This is a genomic window from Georgenia sp. EYE_87, assembly GCF_023148685.1.
GTDB lineage: Bacteria > Actinomycetota > Actinomycetes > Actinomycetales > Actinomycetaceae > Georgenia.
Genome location: NZ_JAHXNL010000009.1, coordinates 1 through 26,419, shown reverse-complemented (window position 1 = coordinate 26,419; position 26,419 = coordinate 1). Strand labels below are relative to the sequence as shown.

Genomic DNA, 26,419 nt, shown 5'->3' with positions numbered 1-26,419 from the left:
CACGTTACCTGTGCCGCCGCTAGACTCCACACGAAACATCTCACTGGCGCGTTCGGGGGAAGCAATTTGCATACGACCACTTCACCCGAATCCGGTCAAACCCACGGATCGGCACTCTGATGGCGAGTGGGCAATCGACCACCACGCCCACCCCTTGGCCGGTTGTGGCTCAGGGTGTTGCCTTGGCCGGAGCCGCGGCCCTTGCATGGCATGTATCCCTCAATGACGGCCCCTGGCAGCTAGCGATCGCCGGATATCTACTGGGCGCGGTCGTCTCGGTGTTCCTGCTAACGCTGTACCGGTCGATCAATTCGCTCCGGCGCAGCAAGTCCTTCCGAAGGAATCCGCGACTGGACCGGACCGGCCAGCTGATTGCAGTGTGCGGCCTGGTGGTGGGCCTCTACTGCGGCTACCTTGTCGCGACGGAACTGGCAAAGTGGTGAACCACGTCCCGTGGGCGTGGGCCGCTCTCACAAGTCTCCTCGCCGCAAGCTTTCTAGCAGCCACCCCGGCCGCGGCGGTCGACGAGTTGTCACCGGCGGGTTCCCAGAGCTTCTCAGAGGTCGCCGCGTGCGCCGCGGATTCCGAACATCTACTCGCCGCCATCGTCGTCGACGAGTCGCTGAGCCTGCGCAGTACCGACCCGAACGACCTCCGGGTTGATGCGATCGTCACCGCGCTCGACTCGCTCGAACGACTCACTGCCAACAGCCGCGGCGAGCTCGACGTTCAGGCAAGCCTGGCCGTCTTCGGCGAGCGGACCACCACGCTCGTCGACTGGGGTTCCACGGACGGCGCGCACCTTGAGAGCTTGCGCGCCGCGGCGCGGAACGAGCTGCCCGCCCGTGACGGCGCACGCCTCACCGATTACCGACGTGCACTCGCCGACGCCCAGAAGTCACTCGATGACAGAGCCACCGAGGTGGGCGGCACGTCGTGCAAGCTCATCCTCTGGCTGACCGACGGCAAATTGGACGTCGACGGCCGTGGCGACCGCCCTGCCACCGAATCCGCTCGCGTTGAGCTGTGCGAGCCCGGCGGCATCGTCGACGGCCTGCGCGCAGACGATGTCGCCATCATCGCAATGGGACTCATGACGCTCGAGGGCGCGGGTGCCGTCACCCCGCTCGATCGTGACCGCTTGCAGGCGATCGCGGAAGGGAGTGGGGGCGCCGAGGCCTGCGGTTCCGTTCCCGTCGCCGCCGACGTCACGAACGGCGCCTTCCTCAACGCGGACGACGCCGGCGCTCTCGCACGGCTTTTCGCACAGATGGGAGCACTGCTCGAGGGCGGCCAGTCAACGGCCACCTATGTCTGCCCCAACGACGACTGCGTCGACGGCCGGCTCGCCATCCCGGTGGACGCCGGCGTCGGAGGCTTTCGCGTAGTGGCGCAGAGCGCGGAGGGCGCGGCGCCGATGCAACTCGTGGCACCTGACGGTTCTACAGCTGTCCTCAAGGCACCAACGGTTCAGGTCGGCAGCGCCGTATCCAGCGTCCTGGTGAACGGCAGCCTCACCACTATCGACGTGCGGGAGGTGGGTTCGCTCACAGGGACGTGGACGCTCATCACCGATCCGACGGCGACCACCGTGATCGACCTCTACCACTTCTGGGGCGTGACGCTGACCGTCGAAGCACCGAATGACGTCGTCATCGGTGAGGTGAGTCCCGTGCGGATCACCCCGCGGACGCCCAACGGCTCACCCATCCCGCTGAACCTCTACGAGTCGGTCGCCATAGAGGTGACCATCGACGGCGAGCCCGCGATTTTCCGGGCCGACAGCGACGGCTGGGCCGGGGAGATTGCCGTCCCTGCCGACGCGGCAGCGTCCTCTGTGGCGATAAGCGGACGAGCGACCGCCGTGACCACTCCGAGTGGGCTCGGACTCGGTCCCGTCGCCGTGCAGGACCTCCTGGTTACCCAATTCCCCCCGTCGTTCCCGGGCCTGACCCCCGCGGAGCTCAACCTCGGACGCCTCGACGGCGCGACTTCGGCGCAGACCGTGGTGACGTTGACCGGCTCCGACCGTGGTCCGACGCGTGCTTGCTTCGCCCCGGGGGTCGTCTCCGCGCCCGAGCGGGCGGGAACCGTCACGCTCACCGCCGACGCCGACTGCGTGGATATAGAGGCCGGCGCCTCGCGCGACGTGACCGTCGAGTTCGCGGCGCAGGACGTGGCAGATGGGCGGGTGAGTGGGACGCTGCCCGTAACGCTGCACGGAGTCGACGGCGGAGAACCGATCGAGGCGCAGGTGCGCGTCACTGCCACGATGGTGCGCCCCGTCGACGTCGCGGAACAACTGTGGCTGGTAGCTGCGTTCACGGCCGTCGCCCTGGCCCTCGCGTACGCGAGCGCCGTCCTCGCGCGCCGCTGGCTCGGCCGCTTCAACCTCGGCACCGAGACGAAGTTCGCCGAAGTACCGGTCCGGATCACTCCGCGTGGAATCGAGCGCACCGACGGAGCGACTGCACTGCTGTCGTCCGAGGAGTTCCGTCAGCTGTCCGTCAAGGGGAAGCACCGCACGTTCAAGGCCGGCCCCGTCACTCACCGCGTGCACTACCCGTGGAACCCGCTCGCTGAGCCGCAAGCCCTGGTCGAGTCCCCAGGGCGCGTGCCTATGACGCACGTCATCAAGGAGCACCGCAACCCCGTGGTCCGGCGGACCGAGCTGCCTGGGAGCGCCGGCTTCGTCGTTGTCACGGAGCGGCCGGAACCGCACCACAGCGAAGACGAGTTGCGCGGCACTCTTGTCATGGTGGTCGACCCAGGACGGGACAGCGTCGCGAGCCTGCTGCCCCACCGGTTGGCAGAGTTCGGCCGCGTCACGTGGGACCGGGAAGTCACCCGCGCTCGCAACGCGTGGGCGGAGGTTGCGTCGTCCGCTCCGAAGAGGACGCCGCGAGGGTCCCGCGACCGCAGCGACGGTGCGGTGGGTGCCGTCGCTCCGCCGCCCCGTGCGGCAGCTCTGGAAGACAATTCCGGCGGCCAAACGCAGGGCCCCCCGCCGCCGCGTTCGGGCTCGCCCGCGTCATCCCCTCCCCCGCCCAGGGGTCCACGCGGCCCCGCAGGCCCGCCCCCTCCTCGAAAGCCCCGTGAGGGCGTCGCACCTCCTTCGGAGCGGAGCCACCGTGGTGGGACGACATTCCCGTCGGACCCGCCACCCGGTCGCGGAACCCCGCCACCCCCTCCCCCGCGCCGCTGACCCACTCCTGTCCTTAACCCCAATCACTGAACTGAGGTTTCTTCATGCTTCGTCCCTTCCTTCTGGTCGGAGTCGGCGGGTCCGGTGGAAAGACACTGCGAGTCGTCCGCGATGATCTCGAGCGCCGCCTGGATCAGGTCGGTTGGACGGGGGGCATCCCCGATGCCTGGCAGTTCTTGCACATCGACGTCCCCACGACGGCGGACGGCAACGACCCCGACCTGCCCGGTCAGCTGCCTGAGCGCGACTACCAGGGCCTCATCGGCTCGGGGATCGACTACCGGACGGTGGACGACGCGCTGCTGCAGACCGCCGGCACGCACGCACGTGACGCCTTGGGGGGTTGGCGGCCCGATCGCGACCGGGTGAACGTCCCCGCGAGCAAGGGCGCCGGGCAGTTCCGCGCCCTGGGTCGCGTCATATCGCTGTCCCAGCTCAGCCGTATCGACAACGCCGTGCGCGAAGCCCGACGACGGATGACAGGCGCCGAGGTGACCGGCGAGCTGCAGCGGCTCACCGAGAAGTTCGGCGGGAAGGCTCGCACGACCGCGCCGGCTCCGGAGGTCGTGGTCGTCTCCTCCATCGCAGGCGGTAGCGGGTCGGGAGCCGTCCTGGACGTGTGCGACGTCATCCGCGCACTGCCGGACAAGTGGGCCTCCGAGAGTGTCGGCATCCTCTACTGCCCTGACGTGTTCGACGACATCGAGGAGTCGCTTCGCCGGGGTGTCCGCGCGAACTCGCTCGCCGCCCTCGCCGAGCTGATGAGCGGGTACTGGAACACCCAGGGTCCGACCGAGAGCACCAGCGAGCTCTTCCAGGCCGCAGGAATCTCCACCGGGGCCAGCCGTCGGCTCGGTCCGCGCTACCCGTTCCTCGTGGGCGCGCGTAACGAGGCCGTCACCTACAAGACGCAAAACGACGTCTACCGGGCAATGGGCCGGTCGATCGCCTCCTGGGTGTCGAGTGCGGCGCTCCAGGACAGCATGGCCGGATACCTCCACGCCCAGTGGGCGGCGACCGCCGGTGCAGTCACGGACCACCTGCGCCTCCACCCGAGCGGCACCGAGACTCCGTTCACGGCGCTCGGGTCGTCACGCGTAGGCCTGGGACGGGACAGGTTCCGAAGCTACGCCTCGGAGCACCTTGCACGCTCTGTCGTCGAGGTGGTCCTCGAGCGTCACGAGCGGCTGCGCGCCCGCGACGACGAGCGCCCCTCGATGCAGCTCATCCAGGAGCAGGCGAGCGACGCGTTCGGCGCCTTCCTCGTGCAGACCGGGCTCGACGAGCGCGGGGAGGACTGCAACAACATCATCGACGCGCTGCAGGACCAAGCCGCGCTGACAGCTGCCGGCCGCGCGCTGGGCGCGGAGGTGCTCGCTGCGGTGCGCGCGTCCGCGCCGGCCAAGGGCTTCACGACCGACGAGGCGCGGATACGGGTGCGCAACGAGGTCCTGGATCGCCGGTCCCGCTTCTCAGCGGACCAGCGGGCTGCGAGGGAGCGGCAGGCGGTCGCGTGGGTGGCGGAGATTCAGCGCAAGGTGGCGGACGCCCTCGCGGACGCCATTGCGAAACATGGCGGTCGCGTTGCCACGGTGATGCTCCGACGACTCGTCAAGGAGGTCGACGAGGTTGGTGAGGAGCTGCGCTCGGAGGCCGAGCACCGTCGGCGTTGGGCGGCGAACCTCGAGGACGAGATCTCGGGTGTCCTGGGCACGGGGCGGAGCGTGACGGAGGACGAGATCGAGAGCGCGGTCGACCGCGCCGTCCAGACCCTCGAGTGGGAGCAAGAGGCCGAGGTCCGCGACCTTGCGGTCCTCCTGATCCCGGACTTGCGCAGCAACTTCCTGGAGCCGCTCACCGAGGCGGTCGAACACGCCGTGGACGGCCTCGCCGTCGAGCGGACCGGTGGCCTCGACGGGCGCGGCTCCGTCATCTCGACGTGGCCGACGGGTGACATCGTCCCCGGTCGCCTCAAGCCCGCGCCCAACGAGTTTCTCCTGGAGAGCGTCGACACCTTCCCGCAGATCCTCAGGGACGTCATCGCCCGCACGGTCGCGGGTGAGACACCACTCGTCTCGCGGGCGACCGCCGAGCGGCAGCTGCTCCTCGGGGCGGCCGACGGCGAACGCCAACAGCTGGTCACGATCGATCAGCCCTGGGTGCCCGCCGACACCCGGCTGCACAACAGCGCGATGCAGTCCGCGACCCGGGCGACGATCAGCGTGGCGAGCTCCTCGTCGGCGATCCTCAGGCGCGCGACCGGATGGGCGACGCGGCCTGGGACCGCGATCGGCAACTACCTCGACGAAGGTCTGCGAGGGTACCTCGCCGAGGAGTCGACGTCTCCGAGCGAACGAGCGGACCGGCTACGCACGTTCGAAGGCCAGCTGCTGGCGGCGCTGAACGCCGGCGCGCCACTTGTGAGCATCAACGCGGCGGTGCTCACCCGGGTTCACGGGGGCTCGAGCGTCACCTACCAGCAGAACTTCAGCGAAATCCCGCTGCCGGAGCGTTCGGCGGCACGCGAGTCCTTCGTGCGCACCCTCCAGGGCCGCGGCCAGTACGGGCCGAAGGTCGAGCAGTCGTTCTCCGACTCCGAGGCAGGGTTCATCGACATCTTCACGGTGCTCGGCGAGCCGTACGAACCGGTCGTCTTCGACAGTCTCATGCGCCCCATCGCGAGCGACTGGGGCGCCCGGAAGGCTTCGGTGGAAGGCCGGGAGGAATTCTGGCGGTGGCGCCGGGCGCGCTCGTTGCAGGAGTCGCTCCCCCTCCACCCGGAGACGCTTGCCGCCGCCGTCAAGGGGTGGTTCGTCGCAGGCTTGCTCGAGCAGGTCAAGCAGCAGCCGCCGTTGGCGCTGTACGTGCCGGCGAGCAGCGGCGGCCCCGCCGGCTTCGCAACCTTCGACGACCCCTTGTTGGTCGGCACGAGCGAGGGGCCGGAGGCTCTGCCGGCGGTGCTCGAGTCGCTCGTGCTCGCCCTGCTGCGGGTCAATACCCAGGAATCGCTCGAGCCGATGAGGCCGTACCTCCGTCTGCTGGACCTCGGCACGAGCGAGTCGGGCTCACTCCCGCGCGAGCTCAAAGAATGGATCGAGACCGGCCAGCGCGCCCAGGACGCGGGCCGGGATGCCCGCACCGTCACGGAACGGCAAGCGGCCGCCCGGCAGCGGATCGAGGGTGTGGCTGACGCGTTCGACCGCCACTTCAAGGCGCTCGAGGCGCGCCATGACGTGCTTGGATACCCAGGGTCCTTCGACTTGCGCCACCTCATGCGGGCCGTGCTGCGCGACCTGCATCGCGTGGTCGTCGACTACCGCCCCGACGCTGATAGGGCGTTCCTCTGATGCGCTCGATCAGCGTCGTCGTCACGGGCGACACCTCTGCCGCCACGGCGGTTCGATCCCTTGTCGGAGACTGGACCCGAGCGGGGATTACGGGGTTCTCTTTGTGGGTGCGCCCGGCCGACGTGCACACCGAGTCCCAGCCGGCACAGGTCTTCGCCTCGGTCGTCACGGCCGACGGCGAGGAGCAGGTCGACCTGTTCGCCCACCTGGGCAGGTTCCGGCTCCAGGCGATCCGCGTAGTTGTTGCCCAGCTGGCGGCCGCAGGCGACGAGGCCGACCCCGCGGTCTCCGCCGTCGGAGCCCATGTTGCCGACATGATCCGGTCTGCTCTGCCGCGCCATCCCTCGGGTAAGGAACAGACCCGGCTGCACAGAACGCTCCTCCTCGTCCCGGCCAGCGACGTGGCCGGCGTCGACCGCCGGATCCTCCTGCCCGCCTGGGAGGCGAACGTCGTCATCTCCCCGGAAGACCGACCGGATCTCGACCGCTCGTCCGTGCTCGTGCGACCGGCGACGAATTACGCGGGCCATGCCGCGGCCGCGGTGTCGGCAGTGGCCGGTTTGGTGCGCGGCGTGAGCGAGGGGGTCTTCGACCGGGTGACCTCGGACTCCTCCACCCGCCCGGAGGATGTGCTCGTCGCGCGAATCGCCATCCGGACCGTGGTGGGCGAGGACGTCCTGGATGTCATCACCCGCAGGGTGCTCGACCCCGGCACCCTAACCCCGGGCGGCCCGGGCAAGGTCGTGACGTGGGCGAACCCTGCGGCCGAACCCGGCGTCGTCATCGACCGCGCCACCCGCACGCTGTTGACGGCGCCCGAGTGGGCGCCGTCGCCGGCCGTCGACCTCGACGAGCCCGGACACCAGCGTGAGCAGACCACCGGCGCGTTCGCACGTGCCGCCCGCTTCAGCCTCCGCACCGTAGCCGCCGTCGCAGCGTGGTCTTTCAGCCGGGGCCGCGACACTGCCGACCGAATCGCGACCGAGCGCCTGGTCGGCGCGGGGGCGGGGACCATCGTCACCGTCGGACCCCGCGCCGTCGGCCGGATGACGGACATCAGTGAGGGGATCCTCGAGGCGGAGAGGGCGAGGCTGGAGGAATCGATCACCTACGAGGCGACCCGAGGGGCACCTCCTGCCCCGACGACGTGGAGCAAGCTCCGCCACCTGTGCTTCGCCCTCGCCGACGGCGGCGAGATGGACGACATGGATGCGCCGCGTCAGCTCGGGCGGCGCGAGGTACTGGCGCCCCAGCACGTCGCGCCTCCTCCAGGTGCCGCCTACGAGACCCGGAGCGGGGACCTCATCGAGGCGACGGACCCGCCCGCCATGCGGGCGTACCTCGAGGACCTTGAGGCGTCCCTCAATGCGCTCCTAACGGAGGCAGCGGAGCTGCGTCGCCGTCTCGACGACATGGAGCGCCTGCAGCCGTCGGGGGCCGCGGCCGATGCCACTGATGCGGAGGCCCATGCCCGTTGGGAGGCGGAACAAAGGGACATTCTGGAGCTACTGCAGGCGGCCGAGGCAAGAGTCGACGAGGCAGAGGCGGCGCTCGCGGCCTTCCATGGGTGGTTCACGGACGTGTCCACCAGCGTCCTGTGGCAGGTGGGCGACGATGTCTCTCGGAGGTTGGGTGAGTATGCAGCCGGCCGGCAGTCGTATCGAGAGCACCGCGACGTCACGGCGCCGGCGACTGAGGAGCTAACCGCCGCGAAGAAGCGCCTCCTGCGGCGCTGGTGGCTCACCTCGATCCTCAGCGCGCTGGCGCTGGGCTTTCTGGTGCTGGTCGTCAGCGAGCAGGAGAACCGCGACTGGCAGGACACCGCGATGTGGGCCGGCGGGATCGTCCTCGTCACGCTGGCCCTGCTCATCGGCTTCAACCACGCGTTCTACAAGGCGTTCCGCAAGTATGAGTGGCAGGTGGCGAACGCTCTCGCGGAGCAGCGCAACCGGGCCGCTCGGTACCTGTGGGAGGCGAAGGAGCATGCCCGGCTCAGCGTCCTGTACCAGGGCTGGCGGGACTGGACTACCGTCATCGCCGAGGTCCTGCACCGCCCGTGGCAACCGCCCGCGCGACAGTTCGACGATTTGTCGGACGAGGTCGTCGGCAAGTTCCCTGCGGCTATGGCGGTGGCGCGGCAGGAGCGGGAGCACGTGGAGCTGCCCCCGCTACTCCTTGTCCACGGGTACGAAGCGATCTACCAAGAAGGCTGGGCTCAGCAGGCGTTCGACGAGGCGTACGAGGCCTTTGCGAACGACGCATTGCTCATGGCGTCCACCGGCTACCTCGATGTCGATGTCGACGCGGCTGCGACAGAGCTCTCGCCTCGAGGCCAACTCGTCACGCTGTGGCGATCCGGCAAAGCCCGGGAGCTGCTCTCCGATCGACGAGCCGAGCGTCTCCGGGAGCTCGCCGCCGACGGCGACCTGCAGCTGCCGATGAGGAAAGTGCGGCGGGCCGGGGCGCACTCGGACGGGCAGTGGCAGGAGGAGCTCGATTACTTCGCCGCGATCGCGACGAGTGACACCACCTTCGCGCTGGACGCCTTCGGAACTGTGGCCCGGACTCAGAATCGCCACTACGCCAGTCACGTGACCGCGTGGCTGCCGCGCGCGGCGCACGCACATGCGGCAGAGGCTAAGAGTTCCACCGTCCGCCTTCAGGAGGCAGAAGGTGCGACGGCAGTTCGCGTGGACCTGTCGCGACGCCTCGCGCCTCAGGACCTGACGATTTTCATGGTGCCCGTGGATGAGCGGGGGGCGACGTCGGAGACGGAGAGCTCCGACGCCTTCCTATAGGTGGCCCGTCTAGTTACATCCACCGCCCGGTGGTGTCCCAGCGTTGTGCCTTCGCCGTCGCCGAAGCCTCGGTGGACGCGGCGCGCAGGTACGCCATTCTCAGGCGCCGCAGTCACCGGCGTGAGGGCTTCGGACGGCGGCGGCGATGACGAAGTTCCGCGGACGTCGCGCTGGCAGCGTGGTGGTCGAAGTTCGCAGCCAGGTCGCACTCGCCGAACCGGCCGGGGCCGGGGCGACGCCCAGCGGCGTCGACGACCTGGTCACCGACAAGTGCGACGAGCTCGACCGCTTCGCCACTACCCGGACCATGCCGGCTGCGGAGGCCTCGACCAGCCCGGCGTGTGCGCCCTCGCAAAGTGCGAGGAAGTCCCGCTCCGCGACGCTGCGGGCCTTCGGCTGGGGCGGGCGCGATGCACCATCCGGCTCTTCCGGGTGGTTGGGTGGTGCGCCAGGTCGACAGAAGGCCTGGCCGGAGTCGAGAGCCGGTGCGGGGCGACCTCGACGAGCCAGCGCCTGCCTGCGGCCCAGTCCGGCACAAGGGGCAGAGCGTTAGGTGGGTGACGATCCATCAGCTCCGTCCCGGCGACGCGCCCCGGACCTCCGCCCGACCACCACGCCCCGCGGGGTGGAGTAGCGCACCGATCAGTGACCGCAGGGGGTCACACCGGGACGTTGACCTCTGGCTGCTCGGTCTCGCGCTGCGTCGCCACGAACCACTCCAGCGCCTCGATCACCCGCTGCCTCAGATTCGTCGTCCCGAGCACGTCGAGAGTGAAACCGGGCCGCATCGCCAGCTTGCCCTCCGGCAGTTCTACGCCCTCGACCGCGTTGAGCCGCTTCGCCAACTCACGGCGGTTGCCGAGTTCATCGAAGGGTGGGCGGTCCTTGAGGTACTGGAACACGACCTCGAACTTTCCCTTCGGGTAGATCGCGGCGGGCCAGGTCACTCCGGCTGGGGTGTCGAGGATGAGGAAGCAGGTCGTCTCCGCGAACTCGCCGTACTGCAACCGCCCGCCGAGACCAACCCAGGTGTCCATCACCGCGATCACGCCATGGACCGTTGATTCGGAGTGGTTCTCGGCGAGTTGGGTGAGGAAGGACTCCGAACGTCCAGTGCCGTCGTCGGGCTGCGACAACAGCTCCTCACCGAGCAGCTCTACCCCGGCCAGGACGGCGAGCTCGTCGGCGTCGACTCGCTGGGCAGGGTCGGCCCGCCCAGCTTCGTCGAAGCTCACTCCTTCGGCCTCCAACGCCTCGCGCTGAGTCTCTGTGCGCTCATCCCCGTCAAGCCAGCGGAACCCCGGCGACGTGGTGCCAGCGGCCTGGAGCACCCGGTGCCCGTTGGGTACGGGATGGTTGGCGATCCGCTGCCCGACCGGCACCTGGTGACTGCCAATGAGCTGGGCAACCGCGCTGTACGAGGTCCACGTCCCGGCGGGCAGCTCGGCCAGAGCGCGATTCATCAATCCCCAGGCCTCGGTCATGGGTTCCTGCACGGCCGTGGGATCCGGACCCGGCCAGTACGCCACGATACGCTCGGCGAGCCTGTCCGCCCTGGCCAGAATCTGGGGGCGGGACCACACCTGCTGGTTCGCAATCTCCTGATTCATCTTGAAACCGCTCTTCCGGTACGCCTCCCGCTTACCGCTGAACGGCTTATTGCCCAGGGCGGAGTTGTACCCGGTTAGGGTTAGGTTGCCGAGGGTGTGCACGAGGCTGTCGTAGACTTCACCCAGCGACTCGTCCGGTGCGACATCCGGACGGAGCATCTGCCGCCACGCGGAGGTGATCGTCTGAGGCATCACATGCTCGATAGTGCACTTCTCCGGGTCGACGGGTTCATTGTTGGCGAAGGTCTGCTCGATCCATGTCAGCAGTAGCTTGCGCTGGGAGGCGCGACCTGAGTAGTAGAACGCCGTCGACTTCACCGCGGCACGGACCTGGTCGTCGGTGGCGAAAAACTTACGCCCCGTCGACAGGAAGGTTCGAAGCGCCTGGTCGGCAGGACCCGCGCCCGCGATCTCCGGGACCGCGCGAAGCAGGATTCGGTTTAGGTTGGCAGTCGCCCGCCCGATCAACACACGACGGACAAGATAGCTTTCCGCGTACAGCATGGCCGAGGCGATCTCCTCACTGCTGGCCAGGCCACGTTCCCGCCGGTCAAGCAGGTGCAGCAGCAGCGGGTAGACGGTCGTGGTCCCCCACGAACTGAGCCGGGTCAGTCGTTCCCGTACCTGCGGGTCCTGCTCTTTCGCTGGGTTGAGGATCCGCTCGACGAGTCCGCTCAGACGGTTGAACCGCGCTACCTCGGCCTCGATCTCCTCCTCGGTGAGCAGACGATCCATGCGTGCGACCTGGGCCTGATAGGTGTCGCGTTGGTTGACGGTCTCATCGGTCTGGACGACGTCGAGCCAGAACAGCAACTCGAGTTGCTCGTTGGTCAACCTTTCCTGCAGCGGCATCCACTGCGTCTCGTACACCACGTCTCCGCGGGTAGGCAGCCGCATAAAAAGGTAGTTCCGTAGAAGATCGCCCTGGGTCAGCCGCAGGCCAGTGTTGTTCAGAGACTCGAAAATGCGGTGGACGTTGTCGTCATGGCTGGTCGTCACCGATACCAACGTCAGACCCGACAGGACCGCCTCCTCCATGCGAGCGATGTCGTGGTCGTCGTCCGGATCGTCGTGGTCGGCCAGTCGTCCTCGAAAGTATCGGTACGCCTCGCCCACCCCGTCTGCCCAGCCCTCATCGTGGCCGCCCTCGACGCAGGCTCGGTACGACGCTCGGTCGGCCTGCGTCGGTAGGACCTTCGGCCGATCCACACCCTCGCGCCACTTGTTGATCAGATACTGCTCATTCAGGCGGTCTCGGTGCTCGGCAGACTCGGTCTCTGCCCGATGGTCACGGATCGCGGCGAGGAGCAGTGTCAGTGTCGTCAGCCGCTGCTGTCCGTCGACTACCAGGTACCGGGAGACACCGGCCGGCCCCACACTCGGCGTCGGGGCCAGCACCAAAGAACCCATGAAGTGAGTCGTTCCAGCTCCGTTGCCCTGGCGGTCCTCCACGAGCTGACTGACGTCGTCCCACAGCCTGTCGAAGTTGGCCCGCTTCCATGAGAACGTCCGTTGGTACAACGGCACCTGGTACTGCTTCGATCCCTCGAGCAGCTCGCGCAGACTCGTCTCGACCGCCTTGACCACAACCGACCCCCACATCATCGTCCTGTCCCGGTTGCTGCAAATCTATCGGCTACTGTCTCGGAATCGGCCCATAACCGCCGGGCTGCTGCCTCAACGCCGCGAGGGTAGGAGCACAGTTCCCTCTAGACCGTCGCCGTGCACACCGCCGAAAGCCGCTGGTCTGCGGTAGTTCGTTGCGTAGCCGACGAACGGCACTGGTTAGAAGTGGTGCTGCGGACCGTGCGCCGCCGCCAGGAATTACAGCCCGCCCGGTGTCGCAACGAGTTCGCGGCCGGCCGGTTATCGAAAGTCGACGTCACATACTTCCGAGTATGTGAACCTGTAGACGAAGAGTCACCGGCCACAGGTTAGTGACGTCGCGGGCCAGCGGTAGGCCAGCATTCGCGGAGACGCACAATCCGAGACGAGCGAGCATTGAGACTCACGCACCGGTTCAACGCTTCCGTGGCAGCACGTTCTGCAGAGGGGATCGCGGCGACGCGCGCGCAGAGCACCTGAGGCTCGCTGAGGTTCGGAACAAAACGGGCGAGTTCCGTCGGAAGCGCCGCGTGAAGTGCGTCGTTCCGGCTAACCTGGCAGTCGAGGCTTCGGCCGAACGAGGCGCCAGGCGGGGAGAACGTGGACGTTTTTCAAGTACATCGTGAGCTGATCTCCGACTATCGAGCCTTCACTTCGGGGTTCGTTGATGTGCGGGATCCCCGAATTAGGCGATTTGTAGATAGCCAGCTTGAGGACGGTGTGCAATGGCCGGACCCCTGGCTCAGCCTCAACCCAAGCTTTGAGACAGGCGGCACGATCCCCGAACTTGTTACTGAGGGACTTCTCGAAGCTGAGTGCGAACGGATCTTCCGGGTCAAGGAGGCCCCCACGGACCCAGGCACCAGGCCGCTGACCCTCCACCGACACCAGCGCGAGGCGATCGAGACTGCCCGCAGCGGCAAGTCTTACGTCCTGACCACCGGCACGGGGTCGGGCAAGAGCCTTGCGTACATCGTGCCGATCGTGGACAGCGTGCTCCGCGAGCGTGCGGCCAACGGCGGGCAGCGCACACCCGGAGTGAAGGCGATCATCGTCTACCCGATGAACGCGCTGGCGAACTCCCAACGCCACGAACTCGAGAAGTTCCTGCGATATGGCTACTCAACCGGCGGAGAGCCGGTGACCTTCGCCCGTTACACCGGTCAGGAGAGCAGTGACGATCGCCGCGCGATCCTGGCAGACCCGCCGGACATCCTGCTCACCAACTATGTGATGCTCGAGCTGGTGCTGACGCGTCCGGATGAGCGAGCGCACCTCATCAGGGCAGCAAAAGGCTTGCGATTTCTCGTGCTGGACGAGCTGCACACCTACCGCGGTCGCCAAGGGGCTGATGTGGCGCTCTTGGTACGTCGCCTGCGCGACGTGTGCGAGTCTCCCAACCTCCAGGCGGTGGGGACCTCGGCGACAATGGCCTCAGGTGGCACCGTTGCGGACCAGCAGCGAGTGGTCGCGGACGTCGCATCGCGGCTCTTCGGTGCCGAGGTCACTCCCGACCGGGTCATCGGGGAGTCCCTGCGTCGTGCCACCGAACTGACTAGGGTCGCAGCGGATTCGCTGGCACTGTCGGTCGAGGTCGCACTTGCCCATGGGCTCGGGCACTCTCGGACTTACGCCGAGCTGGCGGTCGACCCACTGGCGGCCTGGATCGAGACAACCTTCGGCCTCGACGTCGAGCAGGGGACCGATCGGCTGATCCGGAGGAAGCCCACCACCGTCCCCCGGGCAGCCAAGGAGCTCGCCGCCATAGTCGGCACCGACGAGGGCATGGCCGCCGCCGCCATCCGCGCTCTGCTCGGGGAAGGCTCGGAGGCGACGGACCCGCAGACCGGCCGACCAATGTTCGCCTTCCGTCTGCACCAGTTCCTCTCCAAGGGCGACACTGTCTACGTCTCGCTCGAGCCGGAGGACGCCCGCCACATCACCGACGCCTACCAGGTCCGTGTCCCCGGCCACCCGGAGAAGGCACTGCTCCCTCTGGGCTTCTGCCGAGAGTGCGGTCAGGAGTACCTGGTGGTCTCTCGCACCTCCCGCAACGGCGACGTCACGTTCGTCCCCCGCCAGGACCGAGACGCGTCGGGCGGTGACGCCGTGACCGGGTACCTCTACATCTCCAGCGACCTGCCTTGGCCTCACGACCCTGTGAGCGAGGCACGCGTGCCGGACCACTGGCTCACCGTGACTGACTCGGGCGAGAGCGAAGTCATCAAGTCAAAGGAGAAGTACCTCCCAGCCGAAGTCTGGCTCGAGCCAGACGGATCCCTGGCCGAGCCGGGGCATGGATTGCAGGCCTGGTTCATCTCGACTCCCTTCGCGTTCTGCATGCGGTGCCGGGTGTCCTATGAGCAGGTCCGCGGCAGTGACTTCGCCAAGTTGGCCACGCTCGACCAGGAGGGGCGCTCGTCCGCGGTCACCGTGGTCAGCGCCAGCATCGTCCGGTCCCTCAAGGCGCTCGGCCCCGACGCACTCGACCCCGCTGCGCGCAAACTCCTCACGTTCGTGGACAACCGCCAGGACGCTTCGCTCCAGGCCGGGCATTTCAACGACTTCGTCCAGGTCGCTCAGCTCCGGGGCGCGCTGCACGCTGCGATGGTCAGCGCTCCCGGAGGCCTCACCCACGAGATCGTCGGCAGCCGAGTCACCGCGGCGCTCGGCCTGACGACGGCGGACTACGCCGCCAACCCTGCAGCGAAGTTCTCCGCCAAGGAACTTGCCGAGCGGGCGCTGCGAGAGGTGGTGGAGTACCGGCTCTACACCGACCTCCAGCGCGGCTGGCGCGTGACGATGCCCAATCTTGAGCAGACCGGCTTGCTCAAGGTCCGCTACGCCGACCTCGCGGAGATCGCCGCCGACAGTGAGTCCTGGGAAGGGGCACATCCCGCCCTCCAGGACGCCCGCCCTCAGCTGCGCGAGGAGCTCGCGCACATCCTGCTCGACGAGATGCGGCGCGCACTGGCGATCGACGTGCCGTCGTTGACCCAGGCGGGCTTCGATCAGCTGGTCAGAGAATCGCGGCAGCACCTGGTCGGGGCATGGACCATCGCCGACGGCGAGCGGGTCGCCCAGGTGGGCACCGCCTTTGCCCGGTCCGGCAAGGTCGGGGGGTACCGCGGAGACCTCAACGTTTCCGGCAGGTCCGCCTTCGGCCGCTATCTGCGCCGCTCTGACGTCGGGGTGGGAGCGAAACTCACCGTTGACGACGCCCAGCAGATCATCGGCGACTTCTTCCGAGTCCTCGATACCACGGGACTCCTGACCGCCGTGGTCGAGACCGAGAACGGTGAGAAGGGCTACCGGGTGAAGGCCTCGGCGCTACGGTGGCTCGCCGGTGATGGCACCAAGGGCGCCGAGGACCCACTCCGCAAGAGCCTGGACGCCGAGAACGTCTCGCGCGTGAACCCGTTCTTCAGGAGCCTGTACAGCGACCTCGGCGTAAACCTCTCAGGGCTGCGGGCGAAGGAGCACACGGCCCAGGTGCCCCAGGATGAGCGGCAGTCCCGCGAGTTGGACTTCCGCGCCGGCACGCTGCCGCTGCTGTACTGCTCGCCCACGATGGAACTCGGTGTGGACATCGCGAGTCTCAACGCCGTCGGCCTGCGGAACGTGCCGCCTACGCCGGCCAACTATGCCCAGCGCTCTGGACGCGCGGGGCGCAGCGGGCAGCCAGCGCTCGTGGTCACATACTGCGCGACCGGCAACGCACACGACAGCTACTACTTCCGCCACTCTCGCGAGATGGTGGCCGGGTCGGTCGTCGCGCCACGCCTTGACCTGGGGAACGAGGATCTGGTGCGTTCCCATGTCCACGCCATCTGGCTGGCCGAGACGGACCAGTCGATGCGCTCGCGCCTCACCGACGTGGTCGACGCCGTTGGGGAGAACCCCACGCTGACGATCCTGCCGGAGATCTGGCGGGCGCTGACCGAGGAGAGCGCGCGCCGCCGGGCCACCCACCGTGCCGAGCACGTGCTCGACGAGTTGCGGCGAACGTGGGCTGCGTCTGGTGAGGCGGTGTCATGGTGGTACGACGGCTGGGTGGCTGACCAGGTGGCCCGGGCACCGCAGAGCCTGGACGAGGCCCTGGACCGGTGGCGCAGCCTGTACCGCGCCGCCATGGCCGAGTACAACGACCAGAGCAAGCTTGCGGTGGACCCGAAGGCCCCGGGCAGGCTCCGGGATGTCGCTGCGCGACGCGCGGGCGACGCGCGAAGCCAGCTCGTGCTGCTACGTAACGAAGACAGCGAGCTGGGCCAGACTGACTTCTACTCCTACCGGTACCTCGCCTCCGAGGGCTTCCTGCCTGGGTACTCCTTCCCGCGGCTGCCGCTCGCCGCGTACATTCCCGGCGGGCGGGCAGGCCGTGGTCCTCGGGACGGCGACTACATCCAGCGACCCCGGTTCCTCGCCATCAGTGAGTTCGGCCCCGGTGCCCTGATCTATCACGAGGGTGCCCGCTACGAGGTCGTCCGGGTCCAGCTTCCCCGCAGCCCCGGTGATGCCACCGGCACGGTCACCGAGGACGCTCGCCGGTGCGGCGCCTGCGGCTACCACCATCCGGTCGGCGTCGGCACCGATGTCTGCGACTCCTGCGGTGAGCCGCTGGGCGGCAAGACCTACGGCCTGCTGCGCCTGCAGACCGTGTTCACCCGGCGACGCGAACGGATCTCCAGCGACGAGGAGGAACGGCGCCGCTCAGGATTCGAGCTCGAGGTTTCCTACCGCTTTCACGATCACGGGGACCGGCCCGGCCGCGTCGAGGCCCTCACCGCGGACACGTCGGACGGCCCGCTCGCCAATCTGACGTACGGTGACAGCGCCATGATCCGCATCGCCAACGTCGGACGCCGCCGCCGCAAGAACCCGCACGACCGCGGATTCTGGCTCGACCTCGGCGAAGGAAAGTGGCTCTCGGAGAAGCAGGCCACCGACACGACCGTCGACACCGAGTCACTCGACGCCGCAGAAGATGTCGCACGCAAGGCCAAGGTCATCCCCTACGTCGAGGACCGCCGCAACATTCTCGTCATGCGCCTGGCGCAGAGCGTGGACGATGCAGTCGCCACGACTCTGCGCTACGCCCTCGAACGCGGTGCCGAGGCGCTCTTCCAGCTCGAGGATTCGGAGCTGGAGAGTCAGGAGCTGCCCGACGACGCGCACCGCGGACGGCTGCTGCTGACCGAGTCCGCCGAGGGTGGCGCCGGCGCGCTGCGCCGCCTCGTCACGGAACCAGACGCGATGGCCAGGGTCGCCCGCAAAGCGCTGATGATCGCCCACTTCGACCCCGAGACCGGAGCCGACCTCGGGCACGCCGACGGCGCCCGGGAACGGTGCGAGCACGCCTGCTACGAGTGCCTGCTCTCCTACAACAACCAGCTCGACCACGCCCAGATCGACCGCCACACCATTCGTGACCTCCTCCTCACCATGGCGACTTCGACGACGACCACCGGCGCCGGCGGACGCACCCGGGCAGAGCAGCGCGATCAGCTCGCCAACCTCGCCGACTCCGGGCTCGAGCGCAGATTTCTCGACTGGCTCGACGAACGCGGACTCCGGCTTCCGGACCGTGCCCAGGTCCGGATCCCGGAGGCAAGTGCGCGGCCTGATTTCATCTACGACCTGACCGGCAGTCCGGTCGCGGTCTTCGTCGACGGACCGGTGCACGACTCGGCCGCAGTCGCCGAACGCGACCGCGAGGCCGAGGAGCGACTGATCGACGCCGGATGGATGGTCGTCCGGGTCGGATACGACAAAACCGCGTGGCACGCCGTCGTCACCAAGCATCCATCGATCTTCGGCACCAGCAGGGAGAACCCCACACCGTGACGACGACATACGCCGCCGGCTCGCTCGTGCGCACACGAGGCAGGGAATGGGTGGTGCTCCCCGACAGCGTCCCCGATTTCCTCGTCCTGAGACCGCTGGGGGGAGGACGCGACGACATCGCGGGGGTATTCCCAGCGATCGAGGCGGTCACCCCGGCCACATTCCCACCACCGAGTCCGTCAGATCTGGGCGACGCGACCAGCGCCGCGCTGCTGCGCACGGCACTGCGGATTGGGTTCCGCTCCTCCGCGGGACCGTTCCGCTCGGTTGCCGGTCTGGCCGTCGAACCGCGCGCCTACCAGTACGTCCCGCTGATGCTGGCACTGCGCCAGGACGTGGTGCGCCTGCTCGTCGCCGACGACGTGGGCATCGGCAAGACCGTTGAAGCCGGCCTCATCGCCGCCGAACTGCTCGCGCAGGGCGCCGTGCAGCGCCTGGCTGTGCTGTGCAGCCCAGCCCTGGCCGAGCAGTGGCAGCACGAGCTGCGCGAGAAGTTCAACATCGACGCCGAGCTCGTTCTCACCTCCACCGTCCGATCCCTCGAGCGAGGGCTGATGATGGACGAGTCGTTGTTCGACAAGTACCCCTTCGTGGTGGTCTCCACGGACTTCATCAAGTCCCCCCAGCGACGCCACGAGTTCCTCAACCGCTGTCCCGAGCTCGTCATCGTCGACGAGGCGCACACCGCGGTGGCCGACGACGGCGGCAGCGGGCGCACCCGACACCAGCGCTACGAGCTGCTCCAGGGCCTCGCCAAGGACCCCGACCGACACCTGGTGCTGGTCACCGCCACCCCCCATTCGGGCAAGGACGCCGGCTTCCGCAACCTTGTCGGCCTGCTCAACCCCGCTCTGGCCAGCCTCGACCTCGAACGCCAGTCGGACCGGGAACTCCTCGCCAAACATTTCGTCCAACGTCGCCGCGCCGACATCCGTACCTTCCTCGACGAGGAGACCGCGTTCCCGGCCGACCGGGAGAGCCGTGAGGCTCCCTACGCGCTCTCACCGGCGTACCAAGCGCTGTTCGAGAAGGTCCTCGCCTATGCCCGCGAGCAGGTCCGCGACACCGCGGGCGGCACGGTCCACCAGCGGGTCCGTTGGTGGTCGGCCCTGGCCCTGCTGCGCACCATCGCCTCTTCACCGCACGCTGCCGCCGCCACCCTGCGAACTCGCGCCGCCTCCGCCGAGGCGGTCGACGTCGCCGAGGCCGACGCGCTGGGGCGCGCGGGCATCCTGGACACCGCGGACGACGAGGCCCTGGAGTCCCTCGACGCCATCCCGGGCGCGGACACCACCGGCGAGGCCAGCACCAGCGACCCGCGCCATCGCCGCCTCCTCACCCTCGCCCGGGAGGCCGAGGCCCTGGCCGGCCCGGCTCAGGACCGCAAGTTGGCCACCCTGACCAAGGAGGTCAAGGCGCTGCTGGCCGACGGGTACGACCCGATCGTCTTCTGTCGCTACATCGACACCGCCGAGTACGTCGCTGAGCATCTCTCTGGGGCGCTGGGCAAGGGTGTCGACATCGCGTCCGTGACCGGCACGCTCCCCCCGAGCGAGCGCGAGCAGCGCATCCGAGACCTCACCGCCACCGACGCCCGGCACGTCCTTGTCGCCACCGACTGCCTCTCCGAGGGCGTCAACCTTCAAGATGCCTTCCAGGCGGTCGTCCACTATGACCTCGCATGGAACCCCACGCGGCACGAGCAACGCGAAGGCCGGGTCGACCGGTTCGGCCAGCGGGCCAACATCGTGCGCGCGGTGACGATCTACGGCACCGACAACCGCATCGACGGCATCGTCCTGGACACCCTCATCCGCAAGCACCGCGCGATCACCAAGGCGACCGGTGTCTCAGTCCCGGTCCCCGACCAGTCCGACGGCGTCATCCAGGCCCTCCTGGAGGGGTTGCTGCTGCGCGGACAGGACCCCCAGCAGCTCACCCTCGACCTCGGACTGACCGAGAAGATCGAGCACCTCCACCGCGACTGGGAGTCGGCAGCCGAGAAGGAGAAGCGGTCCCGCACCCGGTACGCGCAGCGGAGCATCCACCCCGGCGAGGTCGCCGCCGAGGTCGCGGCCGTACGCGCCGCGCTCGGCACGCACGACGACGTCGCCGCCTTCACTGATGAGGTGCTACGCGCGCTCGGCGCCTCCGTCACTCCGACCAAGGACGGATTCACCGCCGTGACCACCACCCTGACTGCAGGCGTCCGCGATGCACTCCCTCTCGGCCACGCCGAGCCGCTGCCTTTCCATGCTCAGCTCCCGGTCAAGCGTGGCCACGCCCTCCTGTCCCGCACCGACCCCACTGTTGAGGCTCTCGCCCGGCACGTGCTCGACTCAGCCCTCGACCGCGCGAGCGATCCCGACTCCCGACCCGCCACCCGCGCGGGCGTGATGCGCACGACCGCCGTCACTACCCGCACCACGCTGCTGCTTGTCAGGTTCCGATTCCATCTGCAGATCCCCACCGCAACCGGAACCAGACCCCTCGTCGCGGAGGACGCCCAGCTGCTGGCGTTCCAAGGCCCACCCGACCACGCCGCATGGCTCGACGACGCCGCGGTGAGCAGCCTTCTCGCGGCGACTCCAGGAGCCAACATGCCCGCCGACCAGGCCGCCACGCTCGCCGAACGCGTCATCGACACCCTCCCCGCCGTCGAAGATCACCTCAACGCCACGGCCGACGACCTCGCCGCGACGCTGCTCCAGAGCCACCGTCGCGTCCGCGCAGGGGCCGGCGCCGCACGTCGAGGACTCGTCGTCACCGCACAGAAGCCGACCGACATCCTCGGCGTCTACATCTACCTGCCTACCGCCGGCGGAGGTGCCTCGTGAGCACCGCCTTCACCACCATCCGGTCGGTGGGCGGCCTTCTACCGCCCGACCTTCTCGCTCGCGTCCTGGCCGGCGACTCCGACCTGCCGGGGCTCCGCGCCGGCGACTACCACCTCGGTGACGGGGAGTCGGTACGTGAGGCCGCCAACCGCGCCTGGTCCTACCTCACCGGCACCTGGGCCTCATTCACTGCGGCCCGCAAGAAGTTGTCGGCGACCGATCCGGCGGTCGGCCTCACCAGAGAGAAGTGGCTCGCCCTGCTCTTCCGTGAGCTCGGCTACGGCCGTCTGCCCACCGCACCAGCGGGCGGTCTCAGCGCCGCGGACACCGCATACCCTGTCTCCCACCTCTGGGAACGCACGCCCATCCACCTTCTCGGGTGGGGCGTCGACCTGGACCGGCGTACTCCTGGCGTGCCCGGCGCGGCTGGCCGCGCACCCCACGCCCTTGTCCAAGAACTCCTCAACCGGAGCGACGATTACCTGTGGGGGGTGCTGTCCAACGGGCGCACCCTCCGGCTGCTCCGGGACTCGACCTCGCTCGTCGGGCAGAGCTATCTCGAGTTCGATCTCGAGGCCATGTTCGACGGCGAGGTCTTCTCCGACTTCGTGGTCCTCTACATGCTGGTCCACCAGTCACGGGTCGAACCGCTGTCGGAAGGCGCACCTGCGTCGGAGTGCTGGCTCGAGCGATGGCGCACGGCCGCGGTCGAGTCCGGCACCCGGGCCCTGGGTCTGCTCCGCGACGGGGTCCAGGACGCCATCGAGGCACTGGGCACAGGATTCCTGCGCCACCCCGACAACGGCGCTCTGGTCCATCGACTGAGCTCTGGCGAGCTGCGCCTGGAGGACTACCACAGGGCGCTGCTCCGCCTGGTCTACCGCCTCCTCTTCCTCTTCGTGGCCGAGGACCGGGACGCCCTCCTCGACCCGCACGCCGAACCGCTGGCCCGGAGCCGCTACCGGGACTACTTCGCCACCGCCCGGCTACGCCGCCTTGCCACCCGGCGGCGCGGCACGCGCCACGGTGACCTCTGGCAGGCGCTGACCATCGTCATGGATGGCCTCGGCCGCGAAGGAGGACTTCCCGCACTCGGTCTGCCTGCCCTGGGTGGGCTCTTCGAACGCGGCCCGGCCGACGTAGCGAGCGACCTCTCTCTGGCGAACGAGTCCCTGCTGACCGCCATTCGTCGCCTCGCTGTGGTCCAGCCCAAGGGTCAGCCCCGGCGGATGGTCGACTACCGCCACCTCGGCGCCGAAGAGCTCGGCAGCATCTACGAGTCCCTCCTCGAGCTCATCCCCCGGGTCGACGCCGTCGAGCGCACCTTCACCTTGGAGAATCTCGCCGGCAACGACCGCAAGACCAGCGGCTCGTACTACACGCCCGCGGGACTGATCGACCTCGTCCTCGACACAACCCTCGACCCCCTGCTCGACTCTGCCGAGAGGTCGGATAACCCCGAGGAAGCGCTCCTGAACCTCACTGTCTGCGACCCCGCCTGTGGCTCCGGCCACTTCCTCGTCGCGGCGGCACGGCGCATCGCCCAACGCCTCGCCACCGTCCGCGGTGCCGACACCGATCCGAGCCCCACGCACCTCAAAGAGGCTCTCCACGACGTCATCGCGCAATGTATCTACGGCGTCGACCTCAATCCCATGGCCGCCGAGCTCGCCAAGGTGAGCCTCTGGATCGAAGCCCTCCGCCCCGGCCACCCGCTGAGCTTCCTCGACGCTCACATCAAGGTCGGCAACTCCCTCCTCGCCACCACGCCGGCCCTCCTAGCCGCGGGCATCCCGGACATCGCCTTCACCCCCATCGAGGGCGACGACAAGAAGTACGCCACCGCCCTCCGCAAGCGAAACGCCACCGAACGTGACGCCACGGGCCAAGGCGACCTCTTCGACGTCCAGCAGATCGACCCCGGCAACCAAGCCCTGAGTGCAGAAGCCGCCCGGATCACGGCGAACCGGGCACTCTCGCTCGGCGACGTCCACCTCCAGGCCAGCAGATTCGCTGCCCTGGAGTCATCCCCCGGCATGCGACAGGCCCGCTTTACCACCGACGCCTGGTGCGCAGCCTTCGTCCAGCACAAATCCGCCGGTACAGCAGCCATCACCCACCAGACGCTCACCACTCCAATCCACGATCTTCGGCCCGAAGTTATCGGTGCGGTCGATACCCTCGCCGCCGCGTATCGCTTCTTCCACTGGCACCTCGAGTTTCCCGACATCTTCTCGGTCCCCGACGGCGGCGCACCCGACACGGACACCGGCTGGCACGGCGGATTCGCGTGCGTCATCGGCAACCCACCCTGGGAACGGGTGAAGATCCAGGAGAAGGAGTTCTTCGCCTCCCGCGATCCGCAGATCGCGGCGGCTGGCAACGCTGCCTCCCGCAAGAAGCTCATCAAGGGTCTCGCCGAGCGGAGTCCTGCACTTCTCGCCGAGTTTCAGCAGACATTGCGAACTTCAGAGGGCCAGAGCCACTTCCTGCGCAACTCCGGCCACTACCCGCTGACCGGCCGCGGCGACGTCAACACCTACAGCGTCTTCGCCGAGACCATGCGCACCACCATCCGGCCCGACGGACGCATGGGCATCATCACCCCCACCGGCCTCGCGACCGACGCCACCACCGCCCGGTTCTTCGCCGAGACCCTCTCCCAAGGACGGCTCGCCGCCTTCTACGACTTCGAGAACGAAGCCAAAATCTTCCCCAGCGTGCACAACCAGTTCCGTTTCGCGGTCACGAGCATCACCGGCGGAAGCCGAGTCGACCGCGTGCGATTCGCCTTCTACACCCGCTTCATCGAGGACGTGCCACAACGCCGGTTCGAACTCGCACCAGAGGAGGTTCTGCTCCTCAACCCCAACACCGGCACCCTGCCGGTCTTCCGGTCCCGAGCGGATGCGGAGATCACCCTCGGAATCTATCGCCGGCAGCCCGTCCTGATCCGCGACGGCGACCCCAGCGGCAACCCCTGGGGGCTCGCTTTCACCCGCCTTTTCGACATGGCTAACGACTCCGAGATCTTCAGCACCGCCGACCAGCTCGCAGCCGAGGACGCCCAGTTCGACGGCTGGGCATGGAACGACGGGGAGCGCCGCTGGTTACCCCTCTACGAAGCCAAGCTGCTCTTCCACTACGACCACCGCTACTCCACCTACGCGGACGCCACCCAAGCACACCTCAACAAAGGCACTCTCCCGAAAATTAGCCTAGAAGCCCACGACAGCCCAGCGGTCGAGACCCTCACCCGATATTGGCTTCCAGACGAGGCAGTCACCATTGCCGTTGGTGACCATTGGGACCGAGAATGGTTTCTCGGCTGGCGCGACATCACCAACGCCAGCAACGAACGAACTTTCGTGCCCTCCGTGCTGCCCCGCTCCGCGGTCGGGCACGTGTTTCCGATCGCGTTTCCTGCCAATCCGGATGGTGCGCCGCTGCTCCAAGCGACCTGGTCGTCGTTGGTGTGTGACTACGTTGCGAGGCAGAAGTTGAGCGGGACTCACATGACGTACGGGATCATGGAGCAACTGGCGTGCCCCGCACCGAAGACCTTCGCCAGCGCCGCTCCCTGGGATCCGAGCGCGGCCCTCGCAGACTTCATCAAGCCTCGGGTTCTCGAACTGACCTACACCTCCTATCGGATCGCCCCATACGCCCATGACCTGGGCGACGACGGACCACCCTTCCGGTGGATTCCAAACCGTCGCGAGGTGCTCAAAGCCGAGCTCGACGCCGCCATGTTCCACATCTACGGACTCGACCGACCCGAGGTTGAGCACGTGCTCGACTCCTTCTTCGTGGTGCGCAAGTACGACGAACGCGACCACGGCGAATTTCGCACGAAGCGGCTCGTCCTTGAGCGCTACGACGCCATGCAGGAGGCCGTTGACTCGGGAACGGCCTATCGGACCCAGCTGGACCCGCCGCCGGGACACGGACCGCGCCACGAGACCAGATCAGGGTCGGGCCCGACGGCGCCCGCGAGTATCCGGTCGATGGCACCTTCCGCGACCGCCTGAGCACGATGACGGGAAACGTGGTCCATGACGCGGGCAAGGTTCCCGTGGGGAAGGAAGTCACTGTGAGGGAGTTTCGTCGTGACCTGCTGCTCCGCACCGCCTTGGAGATTCTTGCCGAGGCGAACGCGCCGGTGCCTGCTGGTCAGGTCCTCGCCGAGGTGGCCAAGCGTGTGGAGCTCACCGAATTTGAGCGCAGCCTCAACAAGAGCGGCAGACCGCGCGTTGACACCTACGTCCGGTTCGCCTCGGGCTGGCTCCGGGCGATCGGATGGATCGAAAAGTCCGACGCCGGCTGGCGCATCACGGACGAAGGTCGGACGGGACTTCGCGAGCACGCCGCCGACGTATATCAGGTGACGTCCCGCCGTTACCGGGCATTCGCCAGGTCCCGCAAGACAGAGGAACGATGGGCCCAGCCCGGCTGGCAGACGGTCCAGGACGCCGTCGAGCTCATCGCCGAGGGATCGTGGAGCAGCGACGAGGACCTCGCCGACCTCATTGACGTCGGAAGCGCGGAGATCAGGGAGTTCCTCGCAACGGTCAACGTCCCGCACCACTATCGCGTGCTCGGCGAGGAGGGAACCATCCTCGCCGACTTCCAGTGGCATGAGGCAGGCCGCACGGACGACCCCCGCGAGGTTCTTGCGGCCGAGGGCATTGAGTTCGACATCGCGGGACGGGCGTCCGCTGAGCAGCGGATACCGGCGGACGAACTTCGCGACGCGCTCGGGGCCGATGCAAGTACCGGAGCGCGGGCATGGCTTGTGCGCGGCTCGGCCGTCTCCGGCGTCAATGTCGTGCCGATGTGGCTGAGCGAAAGTTTCGTCAGCCTCGCAGCGGCGCACCTCCGGCCTCTCGAAGGGGGAAGCGGCTACGACGAGCTCCGCACGGCAGTGGAGGCCGACTACTCCCACCTGAGCTACCACCAACGGCGAGCCAAGCTCACCGAACTCTTCGCATTTCTCAGCCGTATGAAGCCGGGCGACGCGGTCGTAACCACGTCCGAGGGCCGGGTTTACCGGCTCTTCAGAATTGAGGGTGTAGTCGGGGTCTGAATCCGCCGGTCTCCAGGAGTGCTCTGGCGATGTAGTTCGTCAGGTTGCGGAACCCCAGGGCGGAGCCGCGCAGGTGCTCGAGCCGAC

9 protein-coding genes are annotated in these 26,419 nt (G+C 68.2%); 8 read left to right on the top strand and 1 reads right to left on the bottom strand.

Translation table 11 applies throughout. The features are described 5' to 3' along the window. Window positions 1–182 precede the first annotated feature (182 nt). Genes KZX45_RS13505 through KZX45_RS13490 form a run of 4 tightly spaced genes read left to right on the top strand, consistent with a single transcriptional unit; the run spans window position 183 to window position 9,350 of the window. On the top strand, window positions 183–443 hold the full coding sequence (locus KZX45_RS13505; protein WP_248258273.1) for a hypothetical protein: 261 nt from the start codon (window positions 183–185) through the stop codon (window positions 441–443). Then, a complete protein-coding gene (locus KZX45_RS13500) occupies window positions 437–3,205 on the top strand; it encodes a VWA domain-containing protein (protein WP_248258272.1) in 2,769 nt (922 codons plus the stop codon). Before KZX45_RS13505 ends, KZX45_RS13500 begins: the two co-directional genes overlap by 7 nt. A gap of 44 nt (window positions 3,206–3,249) precedes the next feature. Continuing rightward, a complete protein-coding gene (locus KZX45_RS13495; protein WP_248258271.1) occupies window positions 3,250–6,552 on the top strand; it encodes a tubulin-like doman-containing protein in 3,303 nt (1,100 codons plus the stop codon). Further along, on the top strand, window positions 6,552–9,350 hold the full coding sequence (locus KZX45_RS13490; RefSeq protein ID WP_248258270.1) for a hypothetical protein: 2,799 nt from the start codon (window positions 6,552–6,554) through the stop codon (window positions 9,348–9,350). The genes KZX45_RS13495 and KZX45_RS13490 overlap by 1 nt, the downstream gene beginning before the upstream one ends. A gap of 659 nt (window positions 9,351–10,009) precedes the next feature. On the opposite strand, the gene KZX45_RS13485 is transcribed toward KZX45_RS13490, so the two are convergent. Beyond that, window positions 10,010–12,547: a DUF262 domain-containing protein gene (locus KZX45_RS13485; RefSeq protein ID WP_248258269.1), complete on the bottom strand. Its 2,538-nt coding sequence runs from the start codon at window positions 12,545–12,547 to the stop codon at window positions 10,010–10,012. Between the two features lie 618 nt (window positions 12,548–13,165). Between KZX45_RS13485 and KZX45_RS13480 the strand changes: the two genes are divergently transcribed. From KZX45_RS13480 to KZX45_RS13465, 4 genes are read left to right on the top strand one after another with little or no spacing between them, the layout of a single operon-like run. After that, window positions 13,166–18,409, top strand: coding sequence for a DEAD/DEAH box helicase (locus tag KZX45_RS13480; protein ID WP_248258268.1), 5,244 nt, complete (start codon window positions 13,166–13,168; stop codon window positions 18,407–18,409). Beyond that, the gene (locus tag KZX45_RS13475; RefSeq protein WP_248258267.1) at window positions 18,406–21,246 is read left to right on the top strand and encodes a helicase-related protein; all 2,841 of its coding nucleotides are present in this window, start codon (window positions 18,406–18,408) and stop codon (window positions 21,244–21,246) included. Before KZX45_RS13480 ends, KZX45_RS13475 begins: the two co-directional genes overlap by 4 nt. Next, complete coding sequence (locus tag KZX45_RS13470) at window positions 21,243–25,277, top strand: Eco57I restriction-modification methylase domain-containing protein (protein WP_248258266.1); 4,035 nt, start codon at window positions 21,243–21,245, stop codon at window positions 25,275–25,277. Before KZX45_RS13475 ends, KZX45_RS13470 begins: the two co-directional genes overlap by 4 nt. Window positions 25,278–25,282: 5 nt before the next feature. After that, a complete protein-coding gene (locus KZX45_RS13465; RefSeq protein ID WP_248258265.1) occupies window positions 25,283–26,332 on the top strand; it encodes a winged helix-turn-helix domain-containing protein in 1,050 nt (349 codons plus the stop codon). Window positions 26,333–26,419: the final 87 nt, after the last annotated feature.